Annotated in this window: 28 protein-coding genes; 23 read left to right on the top strand and 5 right to left on the bottom strand. The window is 65.6% G+C overall.

The features are described 5' to 3' along the window. Positions 1-39: 39 nt before the first annotated feature. Positions 40-684, bottom strand: coding sequence for a glutathione binding-like protein (locus tag ACQR13_RS29345; RefSeq protein WP_315753963.1), 645 nt, complete (start codon positions 682-684; stop codon positions 40-42). Positions 685-774: 90 nt separating this feature from the next. Here ACQR13_RS29345 and ACQR13_RS29350 point away from each other — a divergent pair, with 90 nt between their 5' ends. Then, positions 775-1,446: a TetR/AcrR family transcriptional regulator gene (locus tag ACQR13_RS29350; protein ID WP_316166856.1), complete on the top strand. Its 672-nt coding sequence runs from the start codon at positions 775-777 to the stop codon at positions 1,444-1,446. Between the two features lie 4 nt (positions 1,447-1,450). Here ACQR13_RS29350 and ACQR13_RS29355 read toward each other — a convergent pair whose 3' ends face one another. Then, positions 1,451-2,416, bottom strand: coding sequence for a 2-hydroxyacid dehydrogenase (locus tag ACQR13_RS29355; RefSeq protein ID WP_315717602.1), 966 nt, complete (start codon positions 2,414-2,416; stop codon positions 1,451-1,453). A gap of 88 nt (positions 2,417-2,504) precedes the next feature. On the opposite strand from ACQR13_RS29355, the gene ACQR13_RS29360 reads away from it, so the two are divergent. The 5 genes from ACQR13_RS29360 to ACQR13_RS29380 all read left to right on the top strand — a co-directional run bounded on the left by ACQR13_RS29360 (position 2,505) and on the right by ACQR13_RS29380 (position 5,524). Then, on the top strand, positions 2,505-2,822 hold the full coding sequence (locus ACQR13_RS29360; RefSeq protein ID WP_315717601.1) for a hypothetical protein: 318 nt from the start codon (positions 2,505-2,507) through the stop codon (positions 2,820-2,822). 99 nt (positions 2,823-2,921) lie between these two features. Then, entirely contained in the window at positions 2,922-3,290 is a 369-nt protein-coding gene (locus tag ACQR13_RS29365; RefSeq protein WP_315717600.1) for a YciI family protein, read from the top strand. Further along, complete coding sequence (locus tag ACQR13_RS29370; RefSeq protein WP_315826689.1) at positions 3,287-4,558, top strand: RNA polymerase sigma factor; 1,272 nt, start codon at positions 3,287-3,289, stop codon at positions 4,556-4,558. Before ACQR13_RS29365 ends, ACQR13_RS29370 begins: the two co-directional genes overlap by 4 nt. Positions 4,559-4,654: 96 nt before the next feature. Then, positions 4,655-5,074 (top strand): DoxX family protein, encoded by a 420-nt coding sequence (locus ACQR13_RS29375; RefSeq protein ID WP_315753959.1) that lies wholly within the window; start codon positions 4,655-4,657, stop codon positions 5,072-5,074. Between the two features lie 30 nt (positions 5,075-5,104). Further along, positions 5,105-5,524, top strand: coding sequence for a VOC family protein (locus ACQR13_RS29380; protein ID WP_315753957.1), 420 nt, complete (start codon positions 5,105-5,107; stop codon positions 5,522-5,524). A gap of 5 nt (positions 5,525-5,529) precedes the next feature. Here ACQR13_RS29380 and ACQR13_RS29385 read toward each other — a convergent pair whose 3' ends face one another. Then, positions 5,530-5,976: a hypothetical protein gene (locus tag ACQR13_RS29385; RefSeq protein WP_315717596.1), complete on the bottom strand. Its 447-nt coding sequence runs from the start codon at positions 5,974-5,976 to the stop codon at positions 5,530-5,532. A gap of 4 nt (positions 5,977-5,980) precedes the next feature. Then, complete coding sequence (locus ACQR13_RS29390; protein ID WP_315717595.1) at positions 5,981-6,781, bottom strand: SDR family NAD(P)-dependent oxidoreductase; 801 nt, start codon at positions 6,779-6,781, stop codon at positions 5,981-5,983. A gap of 993 nt (positions 6,782-7,774) precedes the next feature. On the opposite strand from ACQR13_RS29390, the gene ACQR13_RS29395 reads away from it, so the two are divergent. Then, positions 7,775-8,875, top strand: coding sequence for a hypothetical protein (locus ACQR13_RS29395; protein WP_434863491.1), 1,101 nt, complete (start codon positions 7,775-7,777; stop codon positions 8,873-8,875). A gap of 46 nt (positions 8,876-8,921) precedes the next feature. On the opposite strand, the gene ACQR13_RS29400 is transcribed toward ACQR13_RS29395, so the two are convergent. Then, positions 8,922-9,440, bottom strand: coding sequence for a winged helix-turn-helix transcriptional regulator (locus ACQR13_RS29400; RefSeq protein WP_315753948.1), 519 nt, complete (start codon positions 9,438-9,440; stop codon positions 8,922-8,924). A gap of 106 nt (positions 9,441-9,546) precedes the next feature. Between ACQR13_RS29400 and ACQR13_RS29405 the strand changes: the two genes are divergently transcribed. The 16 genes from ACQR13_RS29405 (at position 9,547) to tilS (ending at position 24,771) form a co-directional block, all read left to right on the top strand. Then, complete coding sequence (locus ACQR13_RS29405; RefSeq protein ID WP_316195355.1) at positions 9,547-10,098, top strand: dihydrofolate reductase family protein; 552 nt, start codon at positions 9,547-9,549, stop codon at positions 10,096-10,098. 186 nt (positions 10,099-10,284) lie between these two features. Next, a complete protein-coding gene (locus ACQR13_RS29410) occupies positions 10,285-10,935 on the top strand; it encodes a glutathione S-transferase family protein (protein WP_316193971.1) in 651 nt (216 codons plus the stop codon). 112 nt (positions 10,936-11,047) lie between these two features. Beyond that, positions 11,048-11,461: a YciI family protein gene (locus tag ACQR13_RS29415; protein ID WP_315826693.1), complete on the top strand. Its 414-nt coding sequence runs from the start codon at positions 11,048-11,050 to the stop codon at positions 11,459-11,461. 33 nt (positions 11,462-11,494) lie between these two features. After that, complete coding sequence (locus tag ACQR13_RS29420) at positions 11,495-11,911, top strand: YciI family protein (RefSeq protein WP_315717588.1); 417 nt, start codon at positions 11,495-11,497, stop codon at positions 11,909-11,911. 33 nt (positions 11,912-11,944) lie between these two features. Then, positions 11,945-12,313, top strand: a complete 369-nt coding sequence (locus tag ACQR13_RS29425) for a hypothetical protein (protein ID WP_315826694.1) — start codon at positions 11,945-11,947, stop codon at positions 12,311-12,313. Between the two features lie 262 nt (positions 12,314-12,575). Next, positions 12,576-13,301, top strand: coding sequence for a TetR/AcrR family transcriptional regulator (locus ACQR13_RS29430; protein ID WP_315717586.1), 726 nt, complete (start codon positions 12,576-12,578; stop codon positions 13,299-13,301). Between the two features lie 129 nt (positions 13,302-13,430). Continuing rightward, entirely contained in the window at positions 13,431-13,916 is a 486-nt protein-coding gene (locus ACQR13_RS29435; protein WP_315717585.1) for a DUF2852 domain-containing protein, read from the top strand. 456 nt (positions 13,917-14,372) lie between these two features. Further along, positions 14,373-15,056 (top strand): protein TolQ, encoded by a 684-nt coding sequence (tolQ, locus tag ACQR13_RS29440; protein WP_315717584.1) that lies wholly within the window; start codon positions 14,373-14,375, stop codon positions 15,054-15,056. 39 nt (positions 15,057-15,095) lie between these two features. Continuing rightward, entirely contained in the window at positions 15,096-15,575 is a 480-nt protein-coding gene (locus ACQR13_RS29445; RefSeq protein WP_315717583.1) for an ExbD/TolR family protein, read from the top strand. Continuing rightward, the gene (locus tag ACQR13_RS29450) at positions 15,572-16,606 is read left to right on the top strand and encodes a protein TolA (RefSeq protein WP_315717582.1); all 1,035 of its coding nucleotides are present in this window, start codon (positions 15,572-15,574) and stop codon (positions 16,604-16,606) included. The genes ACQR13_RS29445 and ACQR13_RS29450 overlap by 4 nt, the downstream gene beginning before the upstream one ends. Before the next feature lie 68 nt (positions 16,607-16,674). Next, complete coding sequence (gene tolB, locus ACQR13_RS29455) at positions 16,675-17,946, top strand: Tol-Pal system beta propeller repeat protein TolB (RefSeq protein ID WP_315717581.1); 1,272 nt, start codon at positions 16,675-16,677, stop codon at positions 17,944-17,946. Positions 17,947-18,192: 246 nt separating this feature from the next. Beyond that, entirely contained in the window at positions 18,193-20,532 is a 2,340-nt protein-coding gene (locus tag ACQR13_RS29460; RefSeq protein ID WP_315826695.1) for a putative bifunctional diguanylate cyclase/phosphodiesterase, read from the top strand. 354 nt (positions 20,533-20,886) lie between these two features. Beyond that, on the top strand, positions 20,887-21,609 hold the full coding sequence (locus ACQR13_RS29465) for an N-acyl amino acid synthase FeeM domain-containing protein (RefSeq protein ID WP_315717579.1): 723 nt from the start codon (positions 20,887-20,889) through the stop codon (positions 21,607-21,609). Between the two features lie 279 nt (positions 21,610-21,888). Beyond that, positions 21,889-22,383 (top strand): peptidoglycan-associated lipoprotein Pal, encoded by a 495-nt coding sequence (gene pal, locus ACQR13_RS29470; RefSeq protein WP_172133860.1) that lies wholly within the window; start codon positions 21,889-21,891, stop codon positions 22,381-22,383. 202 nt (positions 22,384-22,585) lie between these two features. Next, positions 22,586-23,635 (top strand): tol-pal system protein YbgF, encoded by a 1,050-nt coding sequence (ybgF, locus tag ACQR13_RS29475; protein ID WP_315826697.1) that lies wholly within the window; start codon positions 22,586-22,588, stop codon positions 23,633-23,635. Positions 23,636-23,697: 62 nt separating this feature from the next. Next, positions 23,698-24,771 (top strand): tRNA lysidine(34) synthetase TilS, encoded by a 1,074-nt coding sequence (gene tilS, locus ACQR13_RS29480; RefSeq protein ID WP_316166872.1) that lies wholly within the window; start codon positions 23,698-23,700, stop codon positions 24,769-24,771. Positions 24,772-24,912: the final 141 nt, after the last annotated feature.

Genomic DNA, 24,912 nt, shown 5'->3' on the forward strand with positions numbered 1-24,912 from the left:
GAGGGAGACGAGACTCGTATGTTCCCAGGCCGCCTGTTCCTAGGCCGCTGCCTTATGCCGCGCCAGTTCCGCCTTGTAGAGCTCGAACTCCTCGGCGATGGCACGGGCGATCGACGGCCGCGCGCGCAGGCGCTCGTAGTACGCCTTCACGGCCGGCCATTTCGCGAGCTGGACCGGCGGCGTTGCCATGGTCCAGTTGATCACGGTGACGAGATACGCGTCGGCGACCGTGAAATGATCGAGCAGATAGTCGCGATCCCGCAGATGGTTCTCGAGATGATCGAGCCGCGACAGGTTCTTTTTCAGGACATGAGCCTTCATTTCCTCGGGCGCGGTCTTGTCGAGGATCGGAATGAACAGGCCCTTGTGCAGCTCGGTGCCGATGAAGCAGAGCCATTGATGCAGCCGGCTGCGGTCCATGCCGGGGCCGGTGCCGAGCTTGGCCTCGGGGAAGCGATCGGCGACATATTGCAGGATCGCGGCGTTCTCGGTCAGCAGGTCGCCGTCATCGGTGCGGAGCGTCGGGACGAGCCCGAGCGGGTTGACGGCGCGGAAATCGGAGCCGTCGTTGAGGACGATCTTGGTCTTGGGATCGACCTCGAGATAGTTCGCCGCGGCGTCGGCTTCGTAGAGCGCGATGCGGGTGGCGAGCGAGCAGGCGAGCGGCGAGAAATACAGGTCCATGGACGTCTCCCTCGGGCTCCGGACCGGAGCATTGGTTGATTTTTATACTGTCTCGCATAATATGAGCTCGGTCAAGGAATTTAGTGCGAAATGGTACAAAAAAAGAAAGGGCCGCCGCAGGGCGACCGTCCGATAGAAAAGGCGGGTGCCCCCGACCAGCCGAAGCGGCGCGGGAGGCCGCGGGCGTATGAGCCGGATGTCGCGCTCGGCAAGGCGCTCGACCTGTTCCGGTCGACCGGCTTCGCCGCGACCTCGCTCGACGATCTCAGCGCCGCCACCGGCATGAACCGGCCGAGCCTCTATGGCGCGTTCGGCGACAAGCGCGAGCTCTACATCAAGAGCTATCAGCGCTATCGCGACAATGCCCGCGTCCTCATGGGCGACGTCTTCAGTAACGATTGGCCGGTGCGACGGCAGCTCGAGCAGATCTTCGCCACGGCGCTCGACATCTATCTGTCGGGCGAGGAGGGACCGCGCGGCTGCTTCACGGTGATGACGGCGGGCTCGGAGGCTGTCGCCGACCCCGACATCCGCGCCATGGTGCAGAACGCGCTGACCGAGCTCGACAAGGCGTTTGCGCATTGCTTCCGCCGCGCCAAGGAAAAAGGCGAGCTGCCGGCCGACGCCGATCCCGTCGTGTTGGCGCGTCTGGCGTCGGCGACGATCCACTCGATCGCTGTCCGGGCGCGCGCGCGGGCGCCGCGTCAGGAGCTGGAGGCGATCGTCGCCGGCGCGATCGATGTGATGGTCGGCAACAAATAGCGGTTCAATATCCCCTGACGCGATCGACCAGATTGCGCAGCGCCCCGCCGGCCTCGAAGGTCGCGATCTGCTCGGCGACGTAGCGCGAGATCGCGTCGGCGTCGGTGTCGGCCGCATTGTGCGGCGTCAGCACCACCTTCGGGTGGCTCCAGAACGGGCTGTCGACCGGCAGCGGCTCCTGGCCGAACACGTCGAGCGAGACCGAACCAAGTGTGCCGTCGTCGAGGCAGGCGAGGATGTCGGCCTCGTTCTGCAGGCCGCCGCGCCCGGCATTGATCATGACGGGGGCGCCGAGCGGCGAGCTGCGCCGAAGCCTCGCGAACATCTTGCGATCGAGAATGCCGCGCGTGTCGGGCGTCAGCGGTAGCAGCGACACCAAAATGTCGGTCCGCGCCAGGAACGCATCCAGCTGCGCCGCACCGTGGAAGCACTCGATGCCGTCCGCCTGCTTTTCGCTGCGGCTCCAGCCGGCGACCTGGAAGCCGAGCCGCTTGAGCACTTCGGCCGCATCGATGCCGAGCGTACCCAGTCCGAGAATACCGACTCCGATCGCGGCCGCCGGCCATTGATACTTGGGCGCCCAGCGCTTCACGCGCTGCGACTCGCGCAGATACAGCTCCTGCCGATGATGCATCAGCACGTGCAGCACGACATATTCGGTCATCCGCGCCGTAAGATCATCGACCGCGACCCGGACCAGCGGCACGCTCGGCAGCGTCTTGTCGGCCATCAGTGCGTCGACGCCCGCGCCGAGATTGAAGATCACGCGCAGGTTCGGGAAGCCGGCGAGCTCGCCGGGGACCGGCTTCCACACCGCGGCGTAGTGCACCTCCGCCGGATCGAGGCTCGCATCCGGCAGCAGCACCACCGGGCGGTCGCCGCAGACGTCGTCGAAACGCGCCTTCCAGCGCTGCGGCGACCAGTTATCGGTGCCGCCATGGATCAGGAGCGCCAGCGCGCCTTTGGTCATCGGGGGGTCCTCGAGCTTATGTGACGTGTTCCACATACCAGATCGCGCGCGCAGGCCAATCTCCAGCCATCAACACGGAGACATCGTCATGCGCAAATTGCTTCTCGCCGCCGCTTTCGTCATCGCATCCGCCTCGGTCCAGGCTCAGACCATCGATGTCGGGTCGATCCTGTCGGCCAACGGCATTTCCATTGGCAAGGGCGGCGGTCAGCCGCAGGCCGCCAGTCAACAGGGCGCCGCGGACGGCATGGCGCAAGGTGCGGGCGGCCAAGGTGCCGCAGGGCAAGGTCAGGGGCAGGGCCAAGGCCAGTCGCAGCGCCAGACGGGCCGAGCCAGGCAGCCGCGCGAGAGCGCGCAGGAGACGCGGGCGCGCAACATCGCGGCCAAGTACGGCATCTCTTGGTAGGCGGCTTGTTCCTGCAGGCGGAACCCGCGAAAATACTTCATGGGTCTGTCGGCCGGAGGCATACTCCGCCGTCTTGAAGACGAATGGAGATGACTTCCGATGCTGTATGCGCTGCTCTGCTATCATGACGAGGATGTCGTCTGCGCCTGGAGCAAGGACCAGGATGCCGCGGTCATGGCCAAGCTTGCGGTCATCCAGGAGAAGCTCGCCAAGCAGGGGCGGCTCGGGCCGGTGGCGCGGCTGCTGCCGACCACGGCCGCGACGACGCTCCGGAAGGAGGATCCGCCGCTCGTCATCGACGGCCCCTATGCCGAGACCAAGGAGCAACTGCTCGGCTTCTATCTCGTCGACTGTGCCAATCTCGACGAGGCGCTCGAGGTCGCGCGCGAGCTCGGTGAGGCCAATCCAGGCGGCTCCTACGAGATCCGTCCCGTCGGCACGTTCAGGCCGGGTGGAGCGCTGGCATGACCGATACGGCCTGGATCGATGCAGCCCTGACATCAGCACGTCCCCAGGCCGTCGGCGCGCTGCTGCGCTATTTCCGCGACCTCGACACGGCGGAGGAGGCATTCCAGAACGCCTGCCTGCGCGCGCTGAAGAGCTGGCCCCAGAATGGGCCGCCGCGCGATCCCGCGGCGTGGCTGATCATGGTCGGACGCAACGCGGCCATCGATGATGTCCGCCGTGTCCGCCGCGAGCAGCCGCTGCCGGAGGACGAGGCGATCTCGGATCTCGACGACGCCGAGAGCGCGCTGGCCGACCGGCTCGACGGCTCGCATTATCGCGACGACATCCTCCGCCTGCTGTTCATCTGCTGCCACAAGGATCTGCCCGCGACGCAGCAGATCGCGCTGGCGCTGCGCGTGGTGTCCGGACTGACGGTGAAGCAGATCGCCCGGGCCTTCCTGGTCAGCGAGGCCGCCATGGAGCAGCGCATCACCCGCGCCAAGGCGCGCGTCGCGCAGGCGAACGTGCCGTTCGAGACCCCTGGCGCGGTCGAGCGGTCGGAGCGCCTGACCGCGGTCGCCGCCATGGTCTACCTGATCTTCAACGAGGGCTATTCGGCCAGCGGCGAGACCGCCGCGCAGCGCCAGCCGCTGTCCGAGGAGGCGATCCGGCTGGCGCGGCTGCTGCTGCGGCTGTTTCCGAGCGAGCCCGAAATCATGGGGCTGACGGCGCTGCTGCTGTTGCAGCACGCCCGCTCCGCCGCCCGCTTCGACGCCGAGGGATTGCCGATTCTTCTGGAGGATCAGGATCGCTCGCTGTGGAACCAGCCGATGATCGCGGAAGGCACAGCCCTGATCGACAAGGCGATGCGCCATCGCCGCAGCGGTCCGTACCAGATCCAGGCGGCGATCGCGGCGCTGCATTCGCGCGCCGCGCGTCCGGAGGACACCGACTGGACGCAGATCGACCTGCTCTATGGCGCGCTGGAAGTGGTGCAGCCCTCGCCGGTGGTGACGCTCAACCGCGCCGTTGCGGTGTCCAAGGTCCGCGGCGCCGGGGCGGCGCTCGACCTGATCGCGCCGCTCGAAGGGCGGCTCGCCAACTATTTCTATTTCTTCGGCGTGCGCGGCGCGCTGCTGATGCAGCTCGGACGCGCCGACGAGGCACGGACCGCCTTCGACCGCGCCATCGCGCTGGCGCACAGCTCGGCGGAGGCCGCGCATATCCGCATGCAGCTCGATCGCCTGATGCGCGACAGCGCAACGGCTCAGGTCCAGGTCGGCCAGTGACATTCCGCTGAGATTCGATCCAAAATCTTGAACCGGGCTGTCGGCGGCACGCTCCTTCATTCGTCCTTGGAGCAGCATTACGGGGAGGAGCTGCAGATGACGACGATCACCTTGGAAGAACCGGTCTCGCGCGCCGAATTGTGGAGCGGCCGCATCCTGAGTGGGCTGGTGACCCTGTTCCTGCTGTTCGACGGCGCGATCAAGCTCGTCCCTCTGTCCGTCGTCACCCAGACGCTGGATCAGATGGGCTATGGCGCGAGTGACGGCACGGCCCGCGCGCTCGGTCTGATCACGATCGTCTGCACCGTGCTCTATGCGTTGCCGGCGACGTCGTTCGTCGGGGCGATCCTGCTGACAGGCTATCTCGGCGGCGCCATCGCTTCTCATGTCCGCATCGGCAGTCCGCTGTTCAGCCACGTCCTGTTCGGCCTCTATCTCGGGCTGATGCTGTGGGGCGGCTTGTGGCTGCGCGATCGCCGGCTGCGCGCGCTGCTGCCGCTGCCGCTGCCGCGCTGACGAATGATCTTTCAACCAAGGAGGATGACGATGATCTGTCCCTATCTGACGTTCAACGGCGATTGCGAGCAGGCGCTCAAGCACTACCGCGAGGTGCTCGGCGCCAAGATCGAGATGATGATGCGCAACGGCGAGGCGCCGCCGGAGATGCCGTGTGCGCCGGAGCACAAGGACAGGATCATGCATGTCCGCTTCTCGATCGGCGGAGGCGTCCTGATGGCCTCGGATTCGCCGCCCGAATATTATCAAGGCAAGCCGCACGGAATCTCGGTCTCGCTCCAGATCGCGGATCCGGCCGAGGCCGAGCGCAAGTTCAACGCGCTCCTCGAAGGCGGTGCCGTCACCATGCCGTTTGGCAAGACCTTCTGGTCGAAGGGCTTCGGCATGGGCGTCGATCGCTTCGGCATTCCGTGGATGATCAATTCCCCGGCGGAAGGCTACGCGGCGTGACGCCGCTAGCGGCACGAGGGGTACATCGCCTTGAGCTCGCGCCCGCGCAACAACAGAAGCCGCGACGTCAGGCCGCCGCGGCGCTCGATCCAGCCGCGCACCGGCGTGGGATAGGTCTGCAGCACCAGCTTGGAGGCTTCGGGTTCCGCATAAACGCGGCCGCGCCGGTCGACCGAGCGTGCGGCGTGGAAGCCGAGGGAGGCTCGCCGCGTCACGCAGATGCGGTCCTCGGGCACGACGCTGAGCACCAGCGTGCAGGCCGACAGGCAGGGACCGTCGATGATGACACGCTCCCCGGAGGCGCGCACCTTCTCGAACAGATCGAGGAACGGTCCCACCTCGCCGCCGGGCGAGGAGATGATGCGGACGTCGGCGCGCGCCAGCATCGTCGCGATCCCCCACAAGAGGACGGCGAGCAGCAAGGTCAGGATGATGCGCGTCCGGCTCGGCATCGTTTCATGTGTTCCTGCGTTGGCCGCGCAAGGTCGGCAATCCGATTCCCGCGGCATCGAAGCCGCCATCGACGGCCAGGATCTGTCCGGTGATATAGCTGGAGCGTTCGGAGCTGAGAAACAAGATCGCCTCGGCGAGTTCGTCCTCGAGGCCGTAACGGTTGAGTGGAATGGCGTCGTGATAGTCGGCGCGGATCTCCGGCGTGTGCACGTCCTTGGCCATCGCGGTCTCCACCGGGCCCGGCGCCACCGCGTTGACGCGGATGCCGGCGGAAGCGAGCTCGACCGCGAGCTGCTTGGTCAGATGCGCCAGCGCCGCCTTGCTGGTGCCGTAGGCGGAGCGCAGCGTCGAGGCGCGGACGGCTGAAATCGAGGTGATGTTGACGATGGTGCCGCCGTGCTCGCGCATCAGCGGCACCGCGGCGCGCGTGCACAGAAACGGCCCGGTCAGGTTGACGTCGAGGATGCGTTGCCAGTCGGCTTCGCTGGTTTCCATGATCGGGGCGAAACGCGCCACGCCGGCATTGTTGACCAGTGCATCGAGACGACCGAAACGGCCGGCAATGCGCGCCAACGCATCGGCGACCATCGCCGCGTCCGCGACGTCGCAATGCAGCGCGAGCGTTCGATCGGGGGATTTGAGTGCCGATGTGGCGTCGTCGAGCAGCGTCTTCTCGATGTCGAGAAGCGCCACGCGCCAGCCTTCGTGCAGAAATCTCTTTGCCGTCGCCAGCCCGATGCCGCGTGCCGCCCCGGTGATCAGGGCGACCTTGTCAGTCAGCGTCGTCGTCGATGTTTCCGTCACGGGGGTCGACTCCTCGGGCCGGCAGCCCGGCTCTTCTCGTCGTTGAGTCCTAACATGCGCTGCGCGGATCGGCTGTGGAGGCCGTCACATCTGTCAGTGTACGTTCAATCCAGCTCCGCGCGATGCGTATAGCCAGCGAGTTTCGTGGGCGTTGTCAAACAGCCAGGGGTGGTAACGACGACGTCAATTCGCGTTCTCGCGGTGTCGAAGCACCCGAGTCGTGCTCGCCCTGGCCTCCCTCTCGGGTCGGAGGGCGCAGGGAAGACCGGGAGCTTGCCCGCCCCATGGCCCCCGCGGGAAAAATGCACGGGGCAGGAACCACAGATTCGGCTGAGACATCCCGGCCCTCCCTGCGCGATGCCCGGGGACCGGCTGTTTTGCCCCCGTTTCCGCCACAATACGCTCCCGCATCGGACACGGCATCAGCATCGGGATGCCAGGGACCACATGATTTCGCCGTACGCGCCGCGTTGTTCGTCTGCGTGTCCTCATATGAGCATGATCTTGTCGGAAAGCTGTGGCGCAATAGCCGTCAACGGCCTCCGGTTCCGAATCATGCTCCACGCTGCAACATCGACGCGTTCACCGCATCCTGCTCCCCACGTTCGTGACGACCGCGAAACGTCCCTCTCGATCGGGAACAGGACGTGGCTAAAGGAGCATGAATTCCGGAAAGGCGAAAGAGGGATTTTTTACGGGAAGCACTGGACAAGGGTGATCGACTTGAAAGTCTTCAGGAAAAGAGCCGCCTCTCCAGGCGCGTTCCCCCGTGGAATTGGACAGTCCCGCCGTCGGCTGATTTGCTCGTCGTCGGGTGGCTCTCGGACGTGTCCGGGACGAATCTGAACCGGTGGCGTAGAGTTTAAGAGTCTCGGTAGAATCGACATGGGCGATCTATTCATCAGCCGGCGAATCACCCTCGTCAGAACCACGGAGCTGCACGCTTCGTCGCACGGGTCGAATGGTCTGTGGCGCGGGTGCGGCGCGCTGCTGTTGTCGTGCATTGTCCTCGGGCTCGCGGCGTCCGGCGCCGTCGGAGCGGATGGCAGCGTTGCTGCGAAACCGGCAGAGACCGAGCAGGCTGCGCACGATGTCGCGCCGCCGCAGCAGCCGCAGACGGCGGAGCCCGAGACGGTGGGGCGGCCGTCGGACGTGCAGATGCCGGCTCTGAAAGTGGTTGTTCCACCGACCGAGCCTGCGAAGCCGATCGCGGCCGAGCGCAAGGGCGACCCGCGGAGCGACGCCAAGACCACGAAGAATCTGTCGGTGCCTCAGCGCGCGCTGCCGGCCGACGTCGCGCAGATGATCGGCCGCAGGATCTGGCTCAACGAGGCCGGGGGACGGCGCGACGCGATCACGTCGTGGAATGCGGGTGAAGAATTCGCCTCGCTGGGAATCGGGCATTTCATCTGGTACCCGTCCACCGCGAAGCCGCCTTATGAAGAGGGTTTTCCGGGGCTGATCGCATTTCTGCGCAAGGGCAAGACGCCGTTGCCTGCATGGCTCGACAAGACGCCGATTCCGGCATGCCCGTGGACCAGCCGGGCCGACTTCAAGCGGAATTTCAACTCGCCGCAAATGCGGCAATTGCGGCAGTTCCTGCTCGACACGATTGCGGAGCAGACGCAGTTCCTGGTGGCGCGTGCGCAAGGCGCGATGGACAAGATCCTCGCCAACACGCCCGACAGCGCCGAACGCGAGCACATCGTCGCGCAATATTCGCGGGTCGTGCGCGCCTCCAACGATCTCTACCCGCTGATCGACTACATCAACTTCAAGGGCGAGGGCACCAATCCGTCCGAGACGGCCGTGGACAAGGAGACGGGCCAGCGCCAGGGCTGGGGTCTCAAGCAGGTGCTGCTCAAGATGAACGGCACCACCACCGAGTCCAAGGCCGTGCTCGCCGAATATTCCGACGCGGTGCAGGTCGTGCTGCAGCAGCGGGTTCGCAATCTGCCCTCGAACCGCGTGTGGGAGGCGGGCTGGCTGCGTCGCGCCGAGACCTATCGCCGTCCGATCGCGCAGCTCGAGCAGGCCCCCGAACGCGCCCCGCGCAAATCATCGCGCTACAGGGCCGACAACACGCGGTTCTGATGCGGGAAGCGGCGCGCACGATCCGTGCGCGTCGCGAGGCGTGCGATCATCGGCCGCCTGCCTCGGCCTTCTTGGCAGCGACGACCTTCTGGTAAGCTGCCTGCAGCCGCTCGCCGACGCTCGGTCCAGCCCTCCTGCGCCGTTTCGCGCCGAGATGGGTTTCGCGCAGCTCGTCCATGAATTCGGCCCACATCTTCGGGCCGCCTTCCATCAATAGCTTGGCGCGGATGCCGAGCTCCTCCGAGACGGGCAGATACTTGTAACCCCAGCCCGCCATCTGCGCGAGGATCGGCAACAGCTCGATGCCCTGCTCGGTCAGGGAATAGATGCCCTTCTGCTTGTGGCTCGGATCGTCCTCACGGCTGATGATGCCGGCCGCGAGCAGCGTCTTCAGCCGGTCGGCGAGAATGTTCGAGGAGATGCCCTCCTCCGAGCCGCCGAGCAGCTCGCGATAGTGCCGGCGATTTCCGAACATCATGTCGCGGATGATCAACAGGCTCCATTTATCCCCCACCACTTCGAGCGACAGGTTGATCGGGCAGCCGGAGCGCTGAGGGTCGGACATCGAAGTCTCGTGAGCAGGGATCGCGCATAAACCGCTTGCAATATTGCACCGGTCTGGGCATTCTCCAACTGCTTGCAAAATGAAAGCAGTCAGGGAGAGGCAGTCGATGGCGAGACTGGTGATGTGGAACATGATGACGCTGGACGGCATGGTTGCGGGCCCGAACGGCGACATCTCCTGGCACGAGGATGTGTGGGGCCCGGAGCTGGAGCAGATCTCCGAGACGCAACTGCACGAGGCGGGCGGATTGCTGTTCGGCAGGGTGACCTACGATCTGATGGCCGGCTATTGGCCGACCGAGAAGGGCGTGATCGCCGACGTCATGAACAGCATCCCCAAATATGTTGCCTCCCGCACGCTATCTCGCCTGGCATGGTCAAACGCGCATCTGCTGGGTCCGGAGCTCGCGGCCGAGGTCGACAAGCTCAAGCAGGAGAATGCCAAGGACCTGTTCCTGTTCGGCAGCGCCGACCTCGGCTCGACGCTTGTGGCACACGACCTGATCGATGAGCTTCGAATCGCGATCAACCCGCGCGTGCTTGGCGCCGGACGGCCGCTGTTCAAGCCGGGGCAGGCCTTGAAGCTCAGCCTGATCGACAGCCGGGCGCTGTCCAACGGCGTTGTCATCGCGCGCTATGCCCCCGTTCGGGGCGTGTGAGCCCATATCTCGCGGCGCGCTCCGGGTTCCGGGGCAGCGCAGGTCTTTCCACTCACATCATCCGTGCGTCAAGGGCCTCACCTCAACCCTCTCCCCGTGAACAGCGGGCCGCGGGAGCGCACCGTCCTGCGGCCGCGCGTTCGGGACCAAACGACTTGTTCTCACTCAACTCAGCAGGAGCGTACGATGTCCCTGACCCTTTACTATCATCCGCTGTCGTCGTTCTGCTGGAAGGTGCTGATCGCGCTGTATGAGAACGACGTTTCGTTCACGCCGAAGCTGATCAATCTCGGTGACGCGGATGAGCGCGCGGCGTTCTTGAAGCTGTGGCTGATCGGTAAATTTCCCGTGCTGCGCGACGAGCAGCGCACGATTCCGGAATCGAGCATCATCATCGAGTATCTCGACCAGCACTATGCGGGCAGGACGCGCTTCATTCCCGATGATCCCGATCTCGCTTTGCGGACACGTCTGCGCGATCGCTTTCTCGACCTCTATGTGCACATGCCGACGCAGACCGTCGTGTTCGACCGGCTGCGGCCGGCCGATGCCCGCGATCCGCTCGGCGTCGCCGACGCCCGAAGCCGGCTCCGCACGTCCTACGCCATGCTCGAGGCCGAGCTGCCGCCGCGTGGCTGGGCGATGGGCGACCCTTTCACCCTGGCGGATTGCGCGGCCTTGCCGGCGCTGTTCTACGCCGACAGAGTGGAGCCGCTGGGTGATGGGCTGCCTGGGGTCACAGCCTATCTCGACCGGCTCAAGGCGCGGCCCTCCGTCGCGCGGGTGCTCGCCGAGGCCCAGCCTTATTTCCACATGTTCCCGCAAGAGCCGGGCTGAACCGGGAACCCGGCCAAAATAATTGCGGGAGCGTGTCGGCCGTGCCGGGGCCGGATCGTCCTACTGATGAGGGCAGGGCAGTCCTGCCGGACAGCATCAGGGGAGAGCAGCCATGCGGTTCATGGTGATCGTGAAGGCGACCAGGGACACGGAAGCCGGAATCCTGCCGACCACCGAGGAGTTCGCGGCGATGGGCCGGTTCAACGAGGGCTTGGTGAAGGCCGGCATGATGGAGGCCGGCGAGGGCCTGCATCCGACCGCGAAGGGGGCGCGCATCGACTTCTCGAACGGGACGCCGAGCGTCGCGCGCGGTCCGTTCGATCTCTCCCGCGATCTCGCGGCGGGCTTCTGGATGCTCAAGGCCGGTTCGCTCGAGGAGGTGATCGAGCACATGAAGCGGGCGCCGTTCCCGAGCGGCGAGATCGAGATCCGCCAGGTCTATGCCGCGGAGGATTTCGGCGAGACGTTCACGCCCGAATTGCGTGAGCGGGTCGAACGGCTGCGTGCGCAGGCCGCCAGGAACTGAACCGACCCTGATCAGGAGAGGAGGATAAACGCGATGCGATTCATGATGCTGATGATCCCGCTCGGCTATGAGAGTGCGCCGCCGGACGTGCAGCTCGATCCCGAGCGTGTCAAGGCGATGATGCGCTACAACGAGGCCCTGAAGGACGCCGGCGTGCTGATCACGCTGGAGGGCCTGCATCCGCTGTCGATGGGGGCGCGGGTCTCGTTCGCGGGCGGCAAGCCTGTGGTGACCGACGGCCCGTTCGCGGAGGCCAAGGAGGTGCTCGGCGGCTATTGGATGATCGAGGTCGCCTCGCGCGACGAGGCGATCGCCTGGGCCAGGCAGTGCCCGGCCTCGGACAACGAGATCATCGAGATTCGCCAGGTCCAGGAGATGGCCGACTTTTCCGAGGAGGTGCAGCAGGCGGCGGCGGGCTTCGCCGAGCTGCCGCATGCCGGCCGTGTCTGATCGATCCGTTTCACAGCAGGAGAGGGAAGTGCAATGAGTGACAACAGCAACACCTATCTCGCCGTCTTTCTCGGCAGCAAGACCAGTCCGGTCTGGAAAGACTGGGAGGCGCTGTCCGAGACGGAGCGCAATGCCAGGGGACAGCAGGGCATGGCGGCCTGGCATGCCTGGGTGGACCAACACAAGGACGCGATCGTCGCGATGGGCGGGCCGCTCGGCAAGACCAAGCGGGTCGACAAGGGCGGCGTCAACGACATCGCCAACGAGATGGGCGCGTTTACCGTGGTCCGCGCCGCGTCGCACGAGGATGCCGCGAAGATGTTCGTCAACCATCCGCATTTTGCGATCTTCCCGGGCGAGCGGGTCGAGATCATGCCGGTGCTGCCGATTCCGGGCGGCTAGTTGAGCGGCCTGCAGGGCGGAGCACGTCGGCTGAGGTGAACGTCCCGCTTGCTGCGGGCGCCCGGCGCTTGTGCCGGGCGCGCTGATCCCGCGGCGACTTCGGTGCCACCCTGCCCCTTGCGGGGGCCCTCAAGGGGCGAGGGTGGCACCTGTTCGCGGGGGCTTAACCGAACGGCGCGATAGAGCGTCCCGGAAGTCGGCGGCTGACCCCGCCCAAAAGTCGCTGGCTTCCTTCGACCCGGCTCATGTAAAAGCCATTTACATGAGCTGGCGCAAGGAAGAGCGCCGCGCCGAGCGCGGCTATCATCACGGTAACCTCAAGGAGGCGCTGCTGCAGGCGGCGCTCGACCTGATCGCGCAGAAGGGGGCTGCCGGCTTCACCTTTGCCGATGCGGCCCGCATGGCCGGCGTCAGTCCGGCCGCGCCCTATCGCCACTTCCGCGACCGCGACGAACTGCTGTCGAGCATCGCCCAGCGCGGCTTCGAGCAGTTCGAGGCGCAGCTCTCGGCGGCGTGGGACGACGGCCGGCCCGACACCGTCACGGCGTTCGAGCGCGTCGGCAAGGCGTATCTCGCATTTGCCCGTTCGGAGCCTGCGTTCTATTCGGCGATGTTCGAATCCGGCGTGCCGGCGGACTCCACCGCGGGCCTGTTGGCGGCGGGTGAGCGCGCTTTCGGCGTCATTCGGGCCGCGGCGGAGCGGCTGGCGGCGCTGGCGCCGCCCGGGATGCCGCGGCCGCCGGCCCTGATGATGGCGCTGCACATCTGGTCGATGGCGCATGGCATCGCCTCGCTGTTCGCGCGCGGCGATGCCGCCCGGCGCAAGCTGCCGATGTCGCCCGAGGAGCTGCTGGAGGCCGAGCTGCTGATCTATCTGCGCGGGCTCGGCTTCCCGACCGACCGCCGGCCTGCGCCGTCCTCCGCTGCCGAGCCGCCGCCGCTGCCGGACGATGACAAGCCGGCAGGGCCCTGGGGCCGCCCGAAATAAGGTTCAAAGAACGCCGAAAAATAATTCGAGCGACGCGTCAGGCGGTCGCCTTGACAAAATCCCGGGTTGAGCTAGCTATGTAAATGTTATTTACATTCACACGGCATGGCGCCGCGAATGGAGAGGGAGATGGCCTACACCGCAGATGTCAATCGTTGGCGCGGTTCGGAGGAGGAGCAGAGGTACCGGCCCCGCATGATGGAGTCGCCCTGGCATCCCGGCTGGATCGCCGTGACCGTGCTCGGCTTCATCATCTGGTGGCCGATCGGACTTGCCCTTCTCTTTTTCACACTCGGGAGCAGAAAGATGTCGTGCTGGAACGGCGGCGATCGCTGGTCGAACAAGATGGAACGGATGCAGTGGAAGATGGACCGCATGCGCGACAAGATGGAGCGCCGCGGCTTCGGCTTCGGTTTCTCGCAGCCGGCTTCGAGCGGCAACCGCGCCTTCGACGAGTACCGCATGGAGACCCTGCGGCGGCTCGAAGAGGAGCAGCAGGAGTTCCGTGACTTCCTGACCCGGCTGCGCCACGCCAAGGACAAGGAGGAGTTCGACGCGTTCATGGCCCAGCACAAGCCGCGTCCGACCCCGCCGAACGACCAGCCGCAGAGCTGATCGCCTCTCACCTGACGCCGCAGGGCTTTCAGCCCCCGCCCTGACGGCACAAGACGCCCGCCTGCGGTTCCCCCGCCTGCGGGCGTTTTGCGTTCTCCGATACCGCCCGCCTGCGGCGGCTGGCCGCTGTCCGCCGCCGGCCAAAACGGTCAAGCGGCTGATCACAAAGGCTCTATCTGGCTGGTCCGGCTGGACCTTTGACCTCGGCAATACTCCGCGGTAACCCCGCCTTAACCCCGGAGGGGGTTTGGTTAAGGGGCGCTTACGCGCGCCAAGAGCCCTTGTTTTGACACGTTGGCAGAGGAAGCAGGCCGCTTATGGCTTCGGCGGGCCTCTTAAAGCGATCAGTTCAGGGTTTTCTCGCGCAGGCGCTTTCCGCCGCGACGGCATCCGGCATGGAACGGCGGCTGCATGGTCCCGGGCATCCCGGGATGATTGGTTGAGAGGATACTGCAGATGTCTGTCGATAGCGGCGGCCTGTCCCTGATCGATCTGTTCGGCAATGCCGGCTGGGTAGTTCGGATCATCATGCTCGGCCTGATCTCCTGCTCGATCTGGGTCTGGGCGATTGCGATCGACAAGATGTTCCTGTTCTCGCGGACCCGTCGCTCGATGGACCGGTTCGAGCAGGCCTTCTGGTCCGGAGAATCCATCGAGGAGCTGTACCGGGTGCTATCGGCGAAGCCGACGCAATCCATGGCGGCGTGCTTCGTGGCGGCGATGCGCGAGTGGAAGCGCTCGTTCGAGGGCCACGCGCGCTCCTTCGCCGGCCTGCAGATGCGCATCGAGAAGGTGATGAACGTGTCGATCGCGCGCGAGGTCGAGCGGCTGGAACGCCGTCTCCTGGTGCTTGCCACGGTCGGTTCCGCCGGCCCGTTCGTCGGTCTGTTCGGCACGGTCTGGGGCATCATGACCAGCTTCCAGGCGATCGCGGCTTCCAAGAACACCTCGCTGGCGGTGGTCGCGCCGGGCATCGCGGAGGCGCTGTTCGCCACTGCCATCGGCCTGATCGCGGCCATCCCGGCGACGATTTTCTACAACAAGTTCTCTTCGGAGGTGAACCGGCAGGCGCAGCGGTTGGAAGGCTTCGCAGATGAATTTTCGGCCATCTTGTCCCGTCAGATCGACGAGCGGGGATGAGGGCAGGTATAGTGGCATCCGGATCGTGAGTACCACAGCATGGGCATGAGCATGGGCAGCGCGTCCGGCGGCGGTGGTCGCCGCGGTCGGCGCAAGGCGGCCGTGATGGCGGAGATCAACGTCACGCCGATGGTCGACGTCATGCTGGTGCTGCTGATCATCTTCATGGTCGCGGCGCCGCTGCTCACCGTCAACATCCAGGTCGACCTGCCCCAGGCGCAAGGCGGCTCGGCCTCGACGGCCGACGCCAAGCCGCCGCTCGAGGTCACCGTGAAGAAGACCGGCGGCGGCTGCGCGTCGAAGGTGGACGTGTATCTCGGTGACTCGCCGATCGCGATCAACGAGCTTGGGCCGAAGATCAAGGCGATGAAGGAGGCGGGCGCAGGCGGCGGCGACAACGTCGTCAAGATCCGCGGCGATCGCGACGCCTGCTACTCCGACATGATGAAGGTGCTGGGCCTGGCGCGCGATGCCGGCTATCGCGCCAGCATCGTCGTGCTGCCGGATCAGGGCTCATGACGTCGAAGGACCTCATCCGGTTCGTGCGCACGCGCAAGGGGACAGTGCTGTCCGTCGCCCTGCACGTGCTCGTGCTGTGCTGGGGCCTGTTCAGCTTCTCCGCGCGCTCGATGGTGGCGCCGCCGGAGGACCTTGTGCCGGTCGACGTGATCTCGGAGGACAACAGCTCGAAGGCCAAGGCCGGCGCGCTGACGGGCAAGAAGGAATCCCAGAAGCTGCTGGCCGACAAGATCGGCGAGAAGAAGCCGACCGAGGACATCGTCGGCAAGGTCGATACCAAGCAGGTCACCGAGACCGACGCCGCGCCTGAGCCGCAGCCCAAGCCGGAGAAGCCGGTCGAGAAGAAGCCCGATCCGCCGAAGCCGGTCGAGAAGCAGCCGGATACGCCGAAGCCGGTGGCCGAGAAGAAGCCGGAGCCGCCGAAGCCCGCGCCGGCCGAGAAGCCGAAGCCGGAGGAGAAGAAGCCGGACCCGTTCAATCCGGACCAGATCGCCAGCGTGCTCAACAAGGACAAGGCGAAGCAGCCGCCGAAGCCGCAGGCCGCCGCCGCGCCGCCGGAGCCGCCCAAGCACAAGAGCGAGCGCAAGTTCGACGCCGAGAAGATGGCGAGCTTGATCAATCAGAAAGATCCGACGCGGCAGGCGGTCACGGGATCCGAGATCAATGCGAATGCGGCGCTGGGCTCGGTGCGAGGAACGGCAGAGGCCAATGTCGCGAGCTGGCAGGCCGCGTTCCAGGAGGCGGTCACCCGCTGCTTCAATGCGCCCTATAGCGGCGTGGATGAAGACAAGATCTCCGTTGATCTCGATATCCAGCTACGGCCGGATGGATCGCTCTTTGCTGCTCCCGCCGTCGTCGGCATGACCGGACCGTCCCGTACCGTCAGCCTGGCCATGGCGGAAAATGCCAAGCGTGCGGTCGAGAACTGTGCGCCCTACGCGTTTCTGCCGAAGAACCGGTACAATGAGTGGAAGTTGATACCCGCGACATTCAACCTCAAAATGATGAATTCGATGCGAGGCCGAACTTGACGACACCTCCGACGCGCAAGACAGGATCCACCACGCGGCGCCAGGTTCTGCTGGGCGGAGGAGCCGCCATGGCAGCCTTGGGCGCGGGGCCCGCGTTCGCGCAACGTGTGATTATCGGCCCCGGCGAGTTCAAGCCGATCCCGATCGCGATTCCGCCCTTCGTGCCCGGCGGTGCCGGCGACGCCGATGTCGGCAACGGTATCGCACAGGTGATTACCAACAATTTCAAGCGCAGCGGGTTGTTCGCGCCGGTGGACCCGGCCGCCTTTCCCGAGCGCATCAGCAATTTCGAGGCCCCGCCGCAATTCGCGAGCTGGAAGCCGCTCGATCTGCGCGGGCTCGTCACCGGCCGCGCGACGCGGCAGCCGGACGGGCGGCTGAAGGCCGAGTTTCGGCTGTGGGACCCGAACTCAGGCCAGCAGCTCACCGGCCAGCAATATGTGACGGCGCCGGAATACTGGCGGCGCATCGCACATATCATCTCGGACCAGATCTACACCCAGATGACCGGCGAGAAGGGCTATTTCGACAGCCGCGTCGTGTTCGTCGACGAGAGCGGCCCGTCCGAGCGGCGCGTCAAGCGGCTCGCGCTGATGGATCAGGACGGCGCCAACGTCCGCTACCTCACCCGCGGCGCCGACCTCGTGCTGACGCCGCGGTTCTCGCCGTCGAGCCAGGAAATCACCTACATGGAGTTCGGGCAGGGTGACCCGAGGGTCTATCTGTTCAACATCGAGACCGGCCAGCGCGAGATCGTCGGCAACTTCCCCGGCATGTCGTTCTCGCCGCGGTTCTCGCCGGACGGCCAGCGCATCATCCTCAGCCTCCAGCAGGGCGGCAACTCCAACCTGTTCGTGATGGATCTGCGCTCGCGCACGACGACGCGGCTCACCGACACGCCGGCGATCGACACCTCGCCGTGCTACTCGCCGGACGGCAGCCAGATCTGCTTTGAAAGCGATCGCGGCGGCAAACCGCAGATCTACGTGATGTCCTCCAGTGGCGGCGCAGCGCAGCGCATCTCGTTCGGCGAGGGCAGCTACTCGACGCCGGTGTGGTCGCCGCGTGGCGACTTCATCGCCTTCACCAAGCAGGGCGGCGGTCAATTCGCGATCGGCATCATGAAGACGGACGGCTCGGGCGAGCGCATCCTCACCGCCGGCTTCCACAATGAAGGGCCGACCTTCTCGCCCAACGGCCGCGTGCTGATGTTCTTCCGTGACCCCGGCGGCACCGCTGGTCCGTCGCTATATTCGATCGACGTCTCCGGCCGCTTCGAGCAGAAGGTGCCGACGCCGGGCTTCGCCTCGGATCCGGCCTGGTCGCCGCTGCTGTCGTGATGGAGCGAGCCTCTGGGCCCGCTCACGTCGTGGTGGACGCGATTTTTCCAGTCGCGCGATGCGTGTAATATGGAAAGGCAGAACTATTAGTTGTAGTAGCCGGGTAGTGTTTGCCTAGTTCTCTGAATTTTCGAGCGAATTCGTGCACTTCGCGAACGCGGAAACGCTCCGCTAACGATGTTCCCTCAGAAAGACTTCACCTGCGAGCGGTAATGTTTGTGCACCGAACAGGACGCGTGCGCACGAATGCAGCTTGCCACTCAGAACGGAGAAGACGATCGAAAGTTGTCGCCTGCGATCCAGGCGGCTCTCGTCGACTCCCTCTTCCAGGATCCCGGCCCGATGTTCGCCGGCGCACTCTGCGCCGCCGTCGCCGCCGTCATGACCGCGATCAAGAGCGGCGACGTCAATCTGTGGCCGTGTGCCGCGATGCTGATCATCGCAGGGGCGTTCCGTTCGCTCGACATGCGCTACTATCGAAGCCTGTGCGACAACGGCCGCCTCACGCAGGAGGCGGTCGAGCGCTGGGAGGTTCGCTACCAGATCGGCGCCATGATCTATGCGCTGGTGCTCGGCGTCTGGTGCGTGGTCGCCCTGGTCGACAACAGCGACCCGGTGGTGCACCTGATCGCGATCACGGTGACGCTCTGCTACATGTCGGCGGGCGCGGGCCGGACCTACGGGCGGCCCTGGATCTTCCACGTCCAGATCCTGCTCGCCTGCGGACCGCTCGCAGTGGCCCTCGCGATCCACGGCAGCCCTTATTACCTGGGCATGGCGGCGTTCTGCGTCCTGTTCTTCGTGTCGCTGAAACACATCTCGACCAACCTGCAGCGGATCTTCGTCCAGGCCTTCGTGGCGCGCGAAAGCGAGGCCGCACTGGCCAAGCAGTTCGATACGGCTCTGAACAACATGCCGCACGGCCTGTGCATGTTCCGCTCCGACGGGCGTCTGGCCGTGATGAACCATCGCTTCGGCCAGATGATGAGCCTGCCGGATGACATCCTGCAGCGTGGCGGCAAGGCGGCCGACATCATCAACGCCTGCGTGATTGCAGGCTCGATCTCCGCTTCGAGCGGCCGGCTGATCCTGGCCGAGATCGAGCACACCAAGACCCATAATGTCATTACCAGCGATCCCGACGTCGCGCGCGACCGGTCGCTGTCCTGGACCTTCCAGCCGATGGCCGACGGCGGCGCCGTGGTCCTGCTCGAGGACATCACCGAGCGCCGGCATGCCGAGGCGCGCATCTCGCATCTGGCGCGCTACGACGAGCTCACGACCTTGCCGAACCGCGTCAGCTTCCGCGACGAGATCGAACGGCTGCTCAGGATTCCGCAGCGGCACGGCGAATTGTCCGCGCTGCTGTTCGTCGATCTCGACCGCTTCAAGCAGGTCAACGACACGCTCGGCCACCCCTGCGGCGATCAACTGCTCTGCGCGGTCTCCGAGCGGCTGCGCGACATGCTGCGTCCTGAAGACTTCGTCGCGCGCTTCGGCGGCGACGAGTTCGTGGTGTTCCAGCGCAACATCCGCTCCAACGACGACGCGGCGATGCTGGCGCGCCGGATCGTCGACCAGCTCAGCGAGCGCTACAAGATCGACAATCACCTGGTCGAGATCGGCGCCAGTGTCGGCATCGCCATGACCGCGCCGGGGATCAGCGCCGACACCCTGCTGAAGAATGCCGACATGGCGCTGTATCGCGCCAAGGCGGAGGGACGCGGCACCTTCTGCTTCTTCCGCGATGAACTCGCCCAGACGGTGGAAGCACGCCGCATCCTCGAGCTCGACCTGCGCAAGGCGCTGGCGAACGAGGAGTTCGAGCTGTTCTACCAGCCGCTGGTCAACCTGAAGTCCGGCAAGATCTCGACCTGCGAGGCGCTGCTGCGCTGGAACCACCCGGTGCGCGGCACGGTCTCGCCGGTCGACATCATTCCCGTCGCCGAGGACATGGGCCTGATCGTTGATCTCGGCCGCTGGATCCTGCGCAAGGCCTGCCTGGAATGCATGAAATGGCCGGATGCGGTCAGCGTCGCCGTCAACTTCTCGCCGCAGCAGTTCCATCAGCGCGATGTGCTCAGTGAGGTCCGCTACGCGCTCGAAGTGTCCGGGCTGCCGCCGCATCGGCTCGAGATCGAGATCACCGAATCCTCGCTGTTGCGCAACACTCAGCTCACCCACGATGTGCTGTCGCAGCTGCACATGCTCGGGGTCCGTATTTCGCTCGATGATTTCGGCACCGGCTATTCGAGCCTCAGCTATCTGCACAACTTCCCGTTGGAGAAGGTCAAGATCGATCGCTCATTCCTCGAAGGAATCGACAGCGATCGGCCGCTGACCCTGTTGCGCGGTGTCGCAAGATTGTCCGCCGATCTCGGCATGTCGGTGGTGGTGGAGGGCATCGAGACCAACGAGCAGCTCGAACTGGTCAGCGCCGACGGTACGGTCACCGAGGCGCAGGGCTATCTGTTCAGCCGGCCCGTCCCCGCCATCCGCATCCGGCAGCTCCTGAATGCATCGCATGGGCGCCGTTCGAGCGACGGGGCGATCGCGGCCGCCGGCGGGACACGTTCGATCGCTTGATCGCCCGACCTCCGCCTTGATGCGGTGGTGCCGGGAAAGACCGACCAGTGCTGAAGGCGGCTCTGTGCGCAGCATCCCGCCGGTCCGAGCATGGCTCGTATGGGAATGGCAATGTAACAACCCCACGTCGCATCGTTCGGAAACATCGCACGTGCATGCCAAGCGAATCCGTTTCGATTTGATACGCAAGTGATCCGAAGCAATCGTCCAGCGTAGCATCCAATCCCGTAAGTCACGGTTACGCCTCCGGGATTCTACGTGCCGTTAACTTTGTACCGGCGAAAGCTTTGCGTCGGCATTAACCCGCTGTTAAGCTCATACTGCTCGTAGGAGTTGTGTGAAAAGGGGTTGCGGATGAAGTCGGCGGCTAGAGTGAGTGCCGTTGCTGAGCAGAAGTCGGATGTGCTGGAGAACGTGGACTATCGACTGGCGTTGACTGCTGAAGACAAGGACGAGATCTATCGGCTGCGCTACCGCGCCTACCTGCGTGAAGGCGCCATCCTGCCGTCGCCCAGCGAACGCGTCAGCGACGAATATGACGATCTTCCCAACAGCTTCATCTTCGGCGTCTACGTCAATGGCGAGCTCTACAGCTCGATCCGCATCAGCGTGCTGAACTCGCAATGGCGCCGATCGCTGTCCTCGGACATGTTCGCCGACCTGCTGCATCCCGAGCTCGATCGCGGCAAGGTCATCATCGACCCGACTCGGTTCGTCGCCGACCATGAGAAGGCGCGGCTGTTTCCGGCGCTTCCCTATGTGACCGTCCGGCTCGGCTACGTTGCCTGCGCCCATTTCAATGCGGACATCGGTCTCGCCAACGTGCGCCCCGAGCATCGTGCGTTCTACAAGAAGGTGTTCCTGCAGGAACCATGGGGTGAACCGCGGCTCTACTCCGGTCTCACCAAGCCGGTCGGCCTGGTGGCGGCGCATTATCCTTCGATCCGCGATCGCGTGTTCCAGCGCTTTCCGTTCATGCGATCGAGCGCGTTCGAGCGACGGATGCTGTTCGATCGTCCGGCGCCGGACGCCTTCACTGATTCGTTCAGGATTCACGCGGTCGCGAGGGCTGGCTGATCGTCGGCCGATATCGGGGCCAGTTCGGCCGTCCGGCCGGTTCGCACCGTGGCAGCGATGCAAAAATCAGCGAAAAAGCGCCCTGCTGCAGGCGCTGAGCGGCTTGCCTTCACCCTGGCGCCACATTTACAACCCATTAACCATCGCGGTCGCTTTTCGGGTTTCGTTAGCATTTGACGGGGTTCGGCAAGACCCCATCAAGGTTGACGGAACGTTCGCTTAACCATCGCCCTGTAGACCGGATGGCAGTCTAAGAACGTGAGCGTGGAGGCTCCGGGAATGAAATATCAGATGCGTATCCTCCAGGGATTGAAGTTGGCCGCCGTGCTGGCCGTGGCGCTGTCGATGGGCGCCTGCGCCAACAAGAATCTCACCGGGGCCGACGGGGCGATGGCCAGCGCTGCGACTCCAGGCAGCCAGCAGGACTTCGTCGTGAATGTCGGCGATCGCGTCTTCTTCGAGAGCGATCAGACCGATCTCACGCCGCAGGCGATCGCGACCTTGGAGAAGCAGGCGCAGTGGCTGCAGAGCTATCCGCGCTACTCCTTCACGATCGAGGGCCACGCCGACGAGCGCGGCACCCGCGAGTACAACATTGCGCTGGGCGCGCGGCGCGCGCAGTCGGTCCGCAACTTCCTGGCGTCGCGCGGCATCGACCAGGGCCGCATGCGCACGATCTCCTACGGCAAGGAGCGGCCGGTGGCGGTCTGTAACGACATCTCGTGCTGGTCGCAGAACCGCCGTGCGGTGACGGTCCTGAACGCCAGTTCATAAAGCTGAACGAATCCGTTGCTGATGAAGCCGGCGTCGCCCATCGACGCCGGCTTCATCGTTTGTTGTCGGCGGGTCTCGGCCGGACTTGGTTTTTTCTTCGCTTGAACGTCATTTGTATCCGTCGCATTTCTGCTTTACAGCCACGCTCACAGGCCTGTTTTCAACGTCTCGCCGATCTGGTCGTCAGGGCAGCATGTCGTTCATGTTTCTTCCACGGAGCGCCGCCGCGATCCTCGCCGCGCTCGTCATTTTCTCGTGCCAGGCATTTTCGTCGCGGGCGCTCGCCCAGACCGATGATGATGATCCCGAGATCCGGATTCAGCGGCTCGAAAATCAGCTCCGGCAACTGACCGGTCAGAACGAGGAGCTGCAATATCGCAATCGCCAGCTCGAGGAGCGGCTGCGACAACTGCAGGGCGCAGCACCTGGGGGCGCCGCCGCGGCGCAGCCGACCGCGGCCGCGCCGGCGCAGGCCAATCCCGCCTACGGCCAGGCTGCTCAGCCGGCCAACGGCCAGCAGCAATATGGCCAGCAGCCGTACGGCCAGCCGCAACAGGCCTATCCCCAGCAGCAGCCGGGCTACGCGCAGCCGCAGGCCGGCGCGCCGGTGCAAATCGTCCAGGAGCCCGCGGCCCCTGGCCGGGGCCGCCGCGGCGATGCGTTCGATCCGAGCCAGAATCCGACGGCTCCCGGCGCCCCGCAAGCGCTCGGCGGCGGCCAGTTGCCGATCCAGCCGGGTGGCGGCCAGCCCGCCGGCCGTCCCGCCGGCGATCCCACGACTCTCGCCAACACGGGCGGTCGCTATCCCCAGGGTGCTCCGCCGGCCGCCGCTCCCGGCGCTGGCGGACTGGAGACCGCGCCGCCGCGGCAGACGCCGCGCGACGAATACGACCTCGGCATCGGCTACATGCAGCGCCGCGACTACGCGCTGGCCGAGCAGACGATGCGCAACTTCACCCAGAAATATCCGAACGATCCGATGGTCGGCGACGCGCAATACTGGCTCGGCGAGAGCTTCTACCAGCGTCAGCAATATCGCGATGCCGCCGAGGTCTTCCTCGCCGTGACGACGAAATATGAGAAGTCGGGCAAGGCGGCGGATGCGCTGCTCCGGCTCGGCCAGTCGCTGGCCGCGCTGAAGGAGAAGGAGGCCGCCTGCGCCGCGTTCGGCGAAGTGACGCGTAAATATCCGCGCGCCTCGGCGGGCGTGAAGGCGACCGTCGATCGCGAGCAGAAGCGGGTGAAGTGCTGAACGTCCCCGGGCGAGGGGGAGCCTCTCGCCTATAATCGGCGGGGCGGGTAGGCTGCGGCGCCATGTCGAAGGCCCGTTCCGAAGCCGATCCTGCGATCTCCGCAGCCGAAGCCGAGCGCCTGTTCGCCCCGCTTTCGGGGGCGCCCGCGCTGGTGCTCGCCGTGTCGGGCGGTCCGGATTCGATGGCTCTGATGTGGCTCGCGGCGCAGTGGCGCGCGGGGCTCGCGGAGGGGCCGCGCCTTGTGGCCGTGACGGTCGACCATGCGCTGCGGCGCGAGTCCGCCCGTGAAGCCCGCATGGTGAAGGAGACCGCGCGCAGGCTGGCAATTCCACACCGGACCCTGCGCTGGAACGATGAGAAGCCGGACACTGGGATTCCCGAAGCGGCGCGCCTGGCAAGATATCGCCTGCTGGCACGCGCCGCGCGGCAGGCTGGCGCCGGACACGTCGTCACCGCCCACACCCGTGACGACCAGGCCGAGACCGTGCTGATGCGACTCTTGCGCGGCAGCGGCATCGCGGGGCTCGCGGCGATGGCACCGCTCAGCGAGCGTGAAGGGCTGTTGCTGGCGCGGCCTCTGCTCGACGTTGCCAAGGCCAGGCTGGTGGCGACGCTGCGCTCGGCCGGCATCCCTTTCGCAGATGATCCGACCAATCAAGATCCCGCCTTCACCCGGCCGCGGCTGCGCGCCCTGATGCCGGCTCTGGCCGCCGAGGGCGGCGATGCCCGGACGCTGGCGACGCTGGCCGACCGGCTCGGACGGGCCAATGCCGCGATCGAATTGATGGTGGATGGCGCCGAACGCTATCTTGCACTGCGCGCGGCCGGGAGCAGGCCGGTGGGCGCGATTCACGGCGAGACCTTCGAGGCGCGCGCCTTTGTCGCACTTCCAGCCGAAATCAGGCTGCGGCTGCTGATGCGCGCGATCAACCGCGTTGGAACCGAAGGTCCCGTGGAACTCGGCAAGGCAGAGTCGCTGCTGGCGCGGCTGGACCGGACTCTTGCGGAGATCGCAGATGGTGGTACGTCTGCTCCGGGCAGGCTAAAACAGACCCTGGCTGGTGCACTGGTAAGCATGACGAGAGAGACGATCCGCATCACGCCCGCGCCGCCGCGGCGGTCGCGCGGGGTCTGAAGCGGTTCACCGCCTTCGCGGACGCTTAACCACCTGCCTTGGCGGCGCTTTCCCGCGCCATTTTTTGAGCGGGAATCGGGCTAGGATGCGATAAATAGTCCTTTCTAGTTCCCTTGGCATTGCCGCGAGTGGTACCTAGAT

The organism is Bradyrhizobium sp. HKCCYLRH3059 (assembly GCF_051168035.1).
In the GTDB taxonomy this organism is placed as follows: Bacteria; Pseudomonadota; Alphaproteobacteria; order Rhizobiales; family Xanthobacteraceae; genus Bradyrhizobium.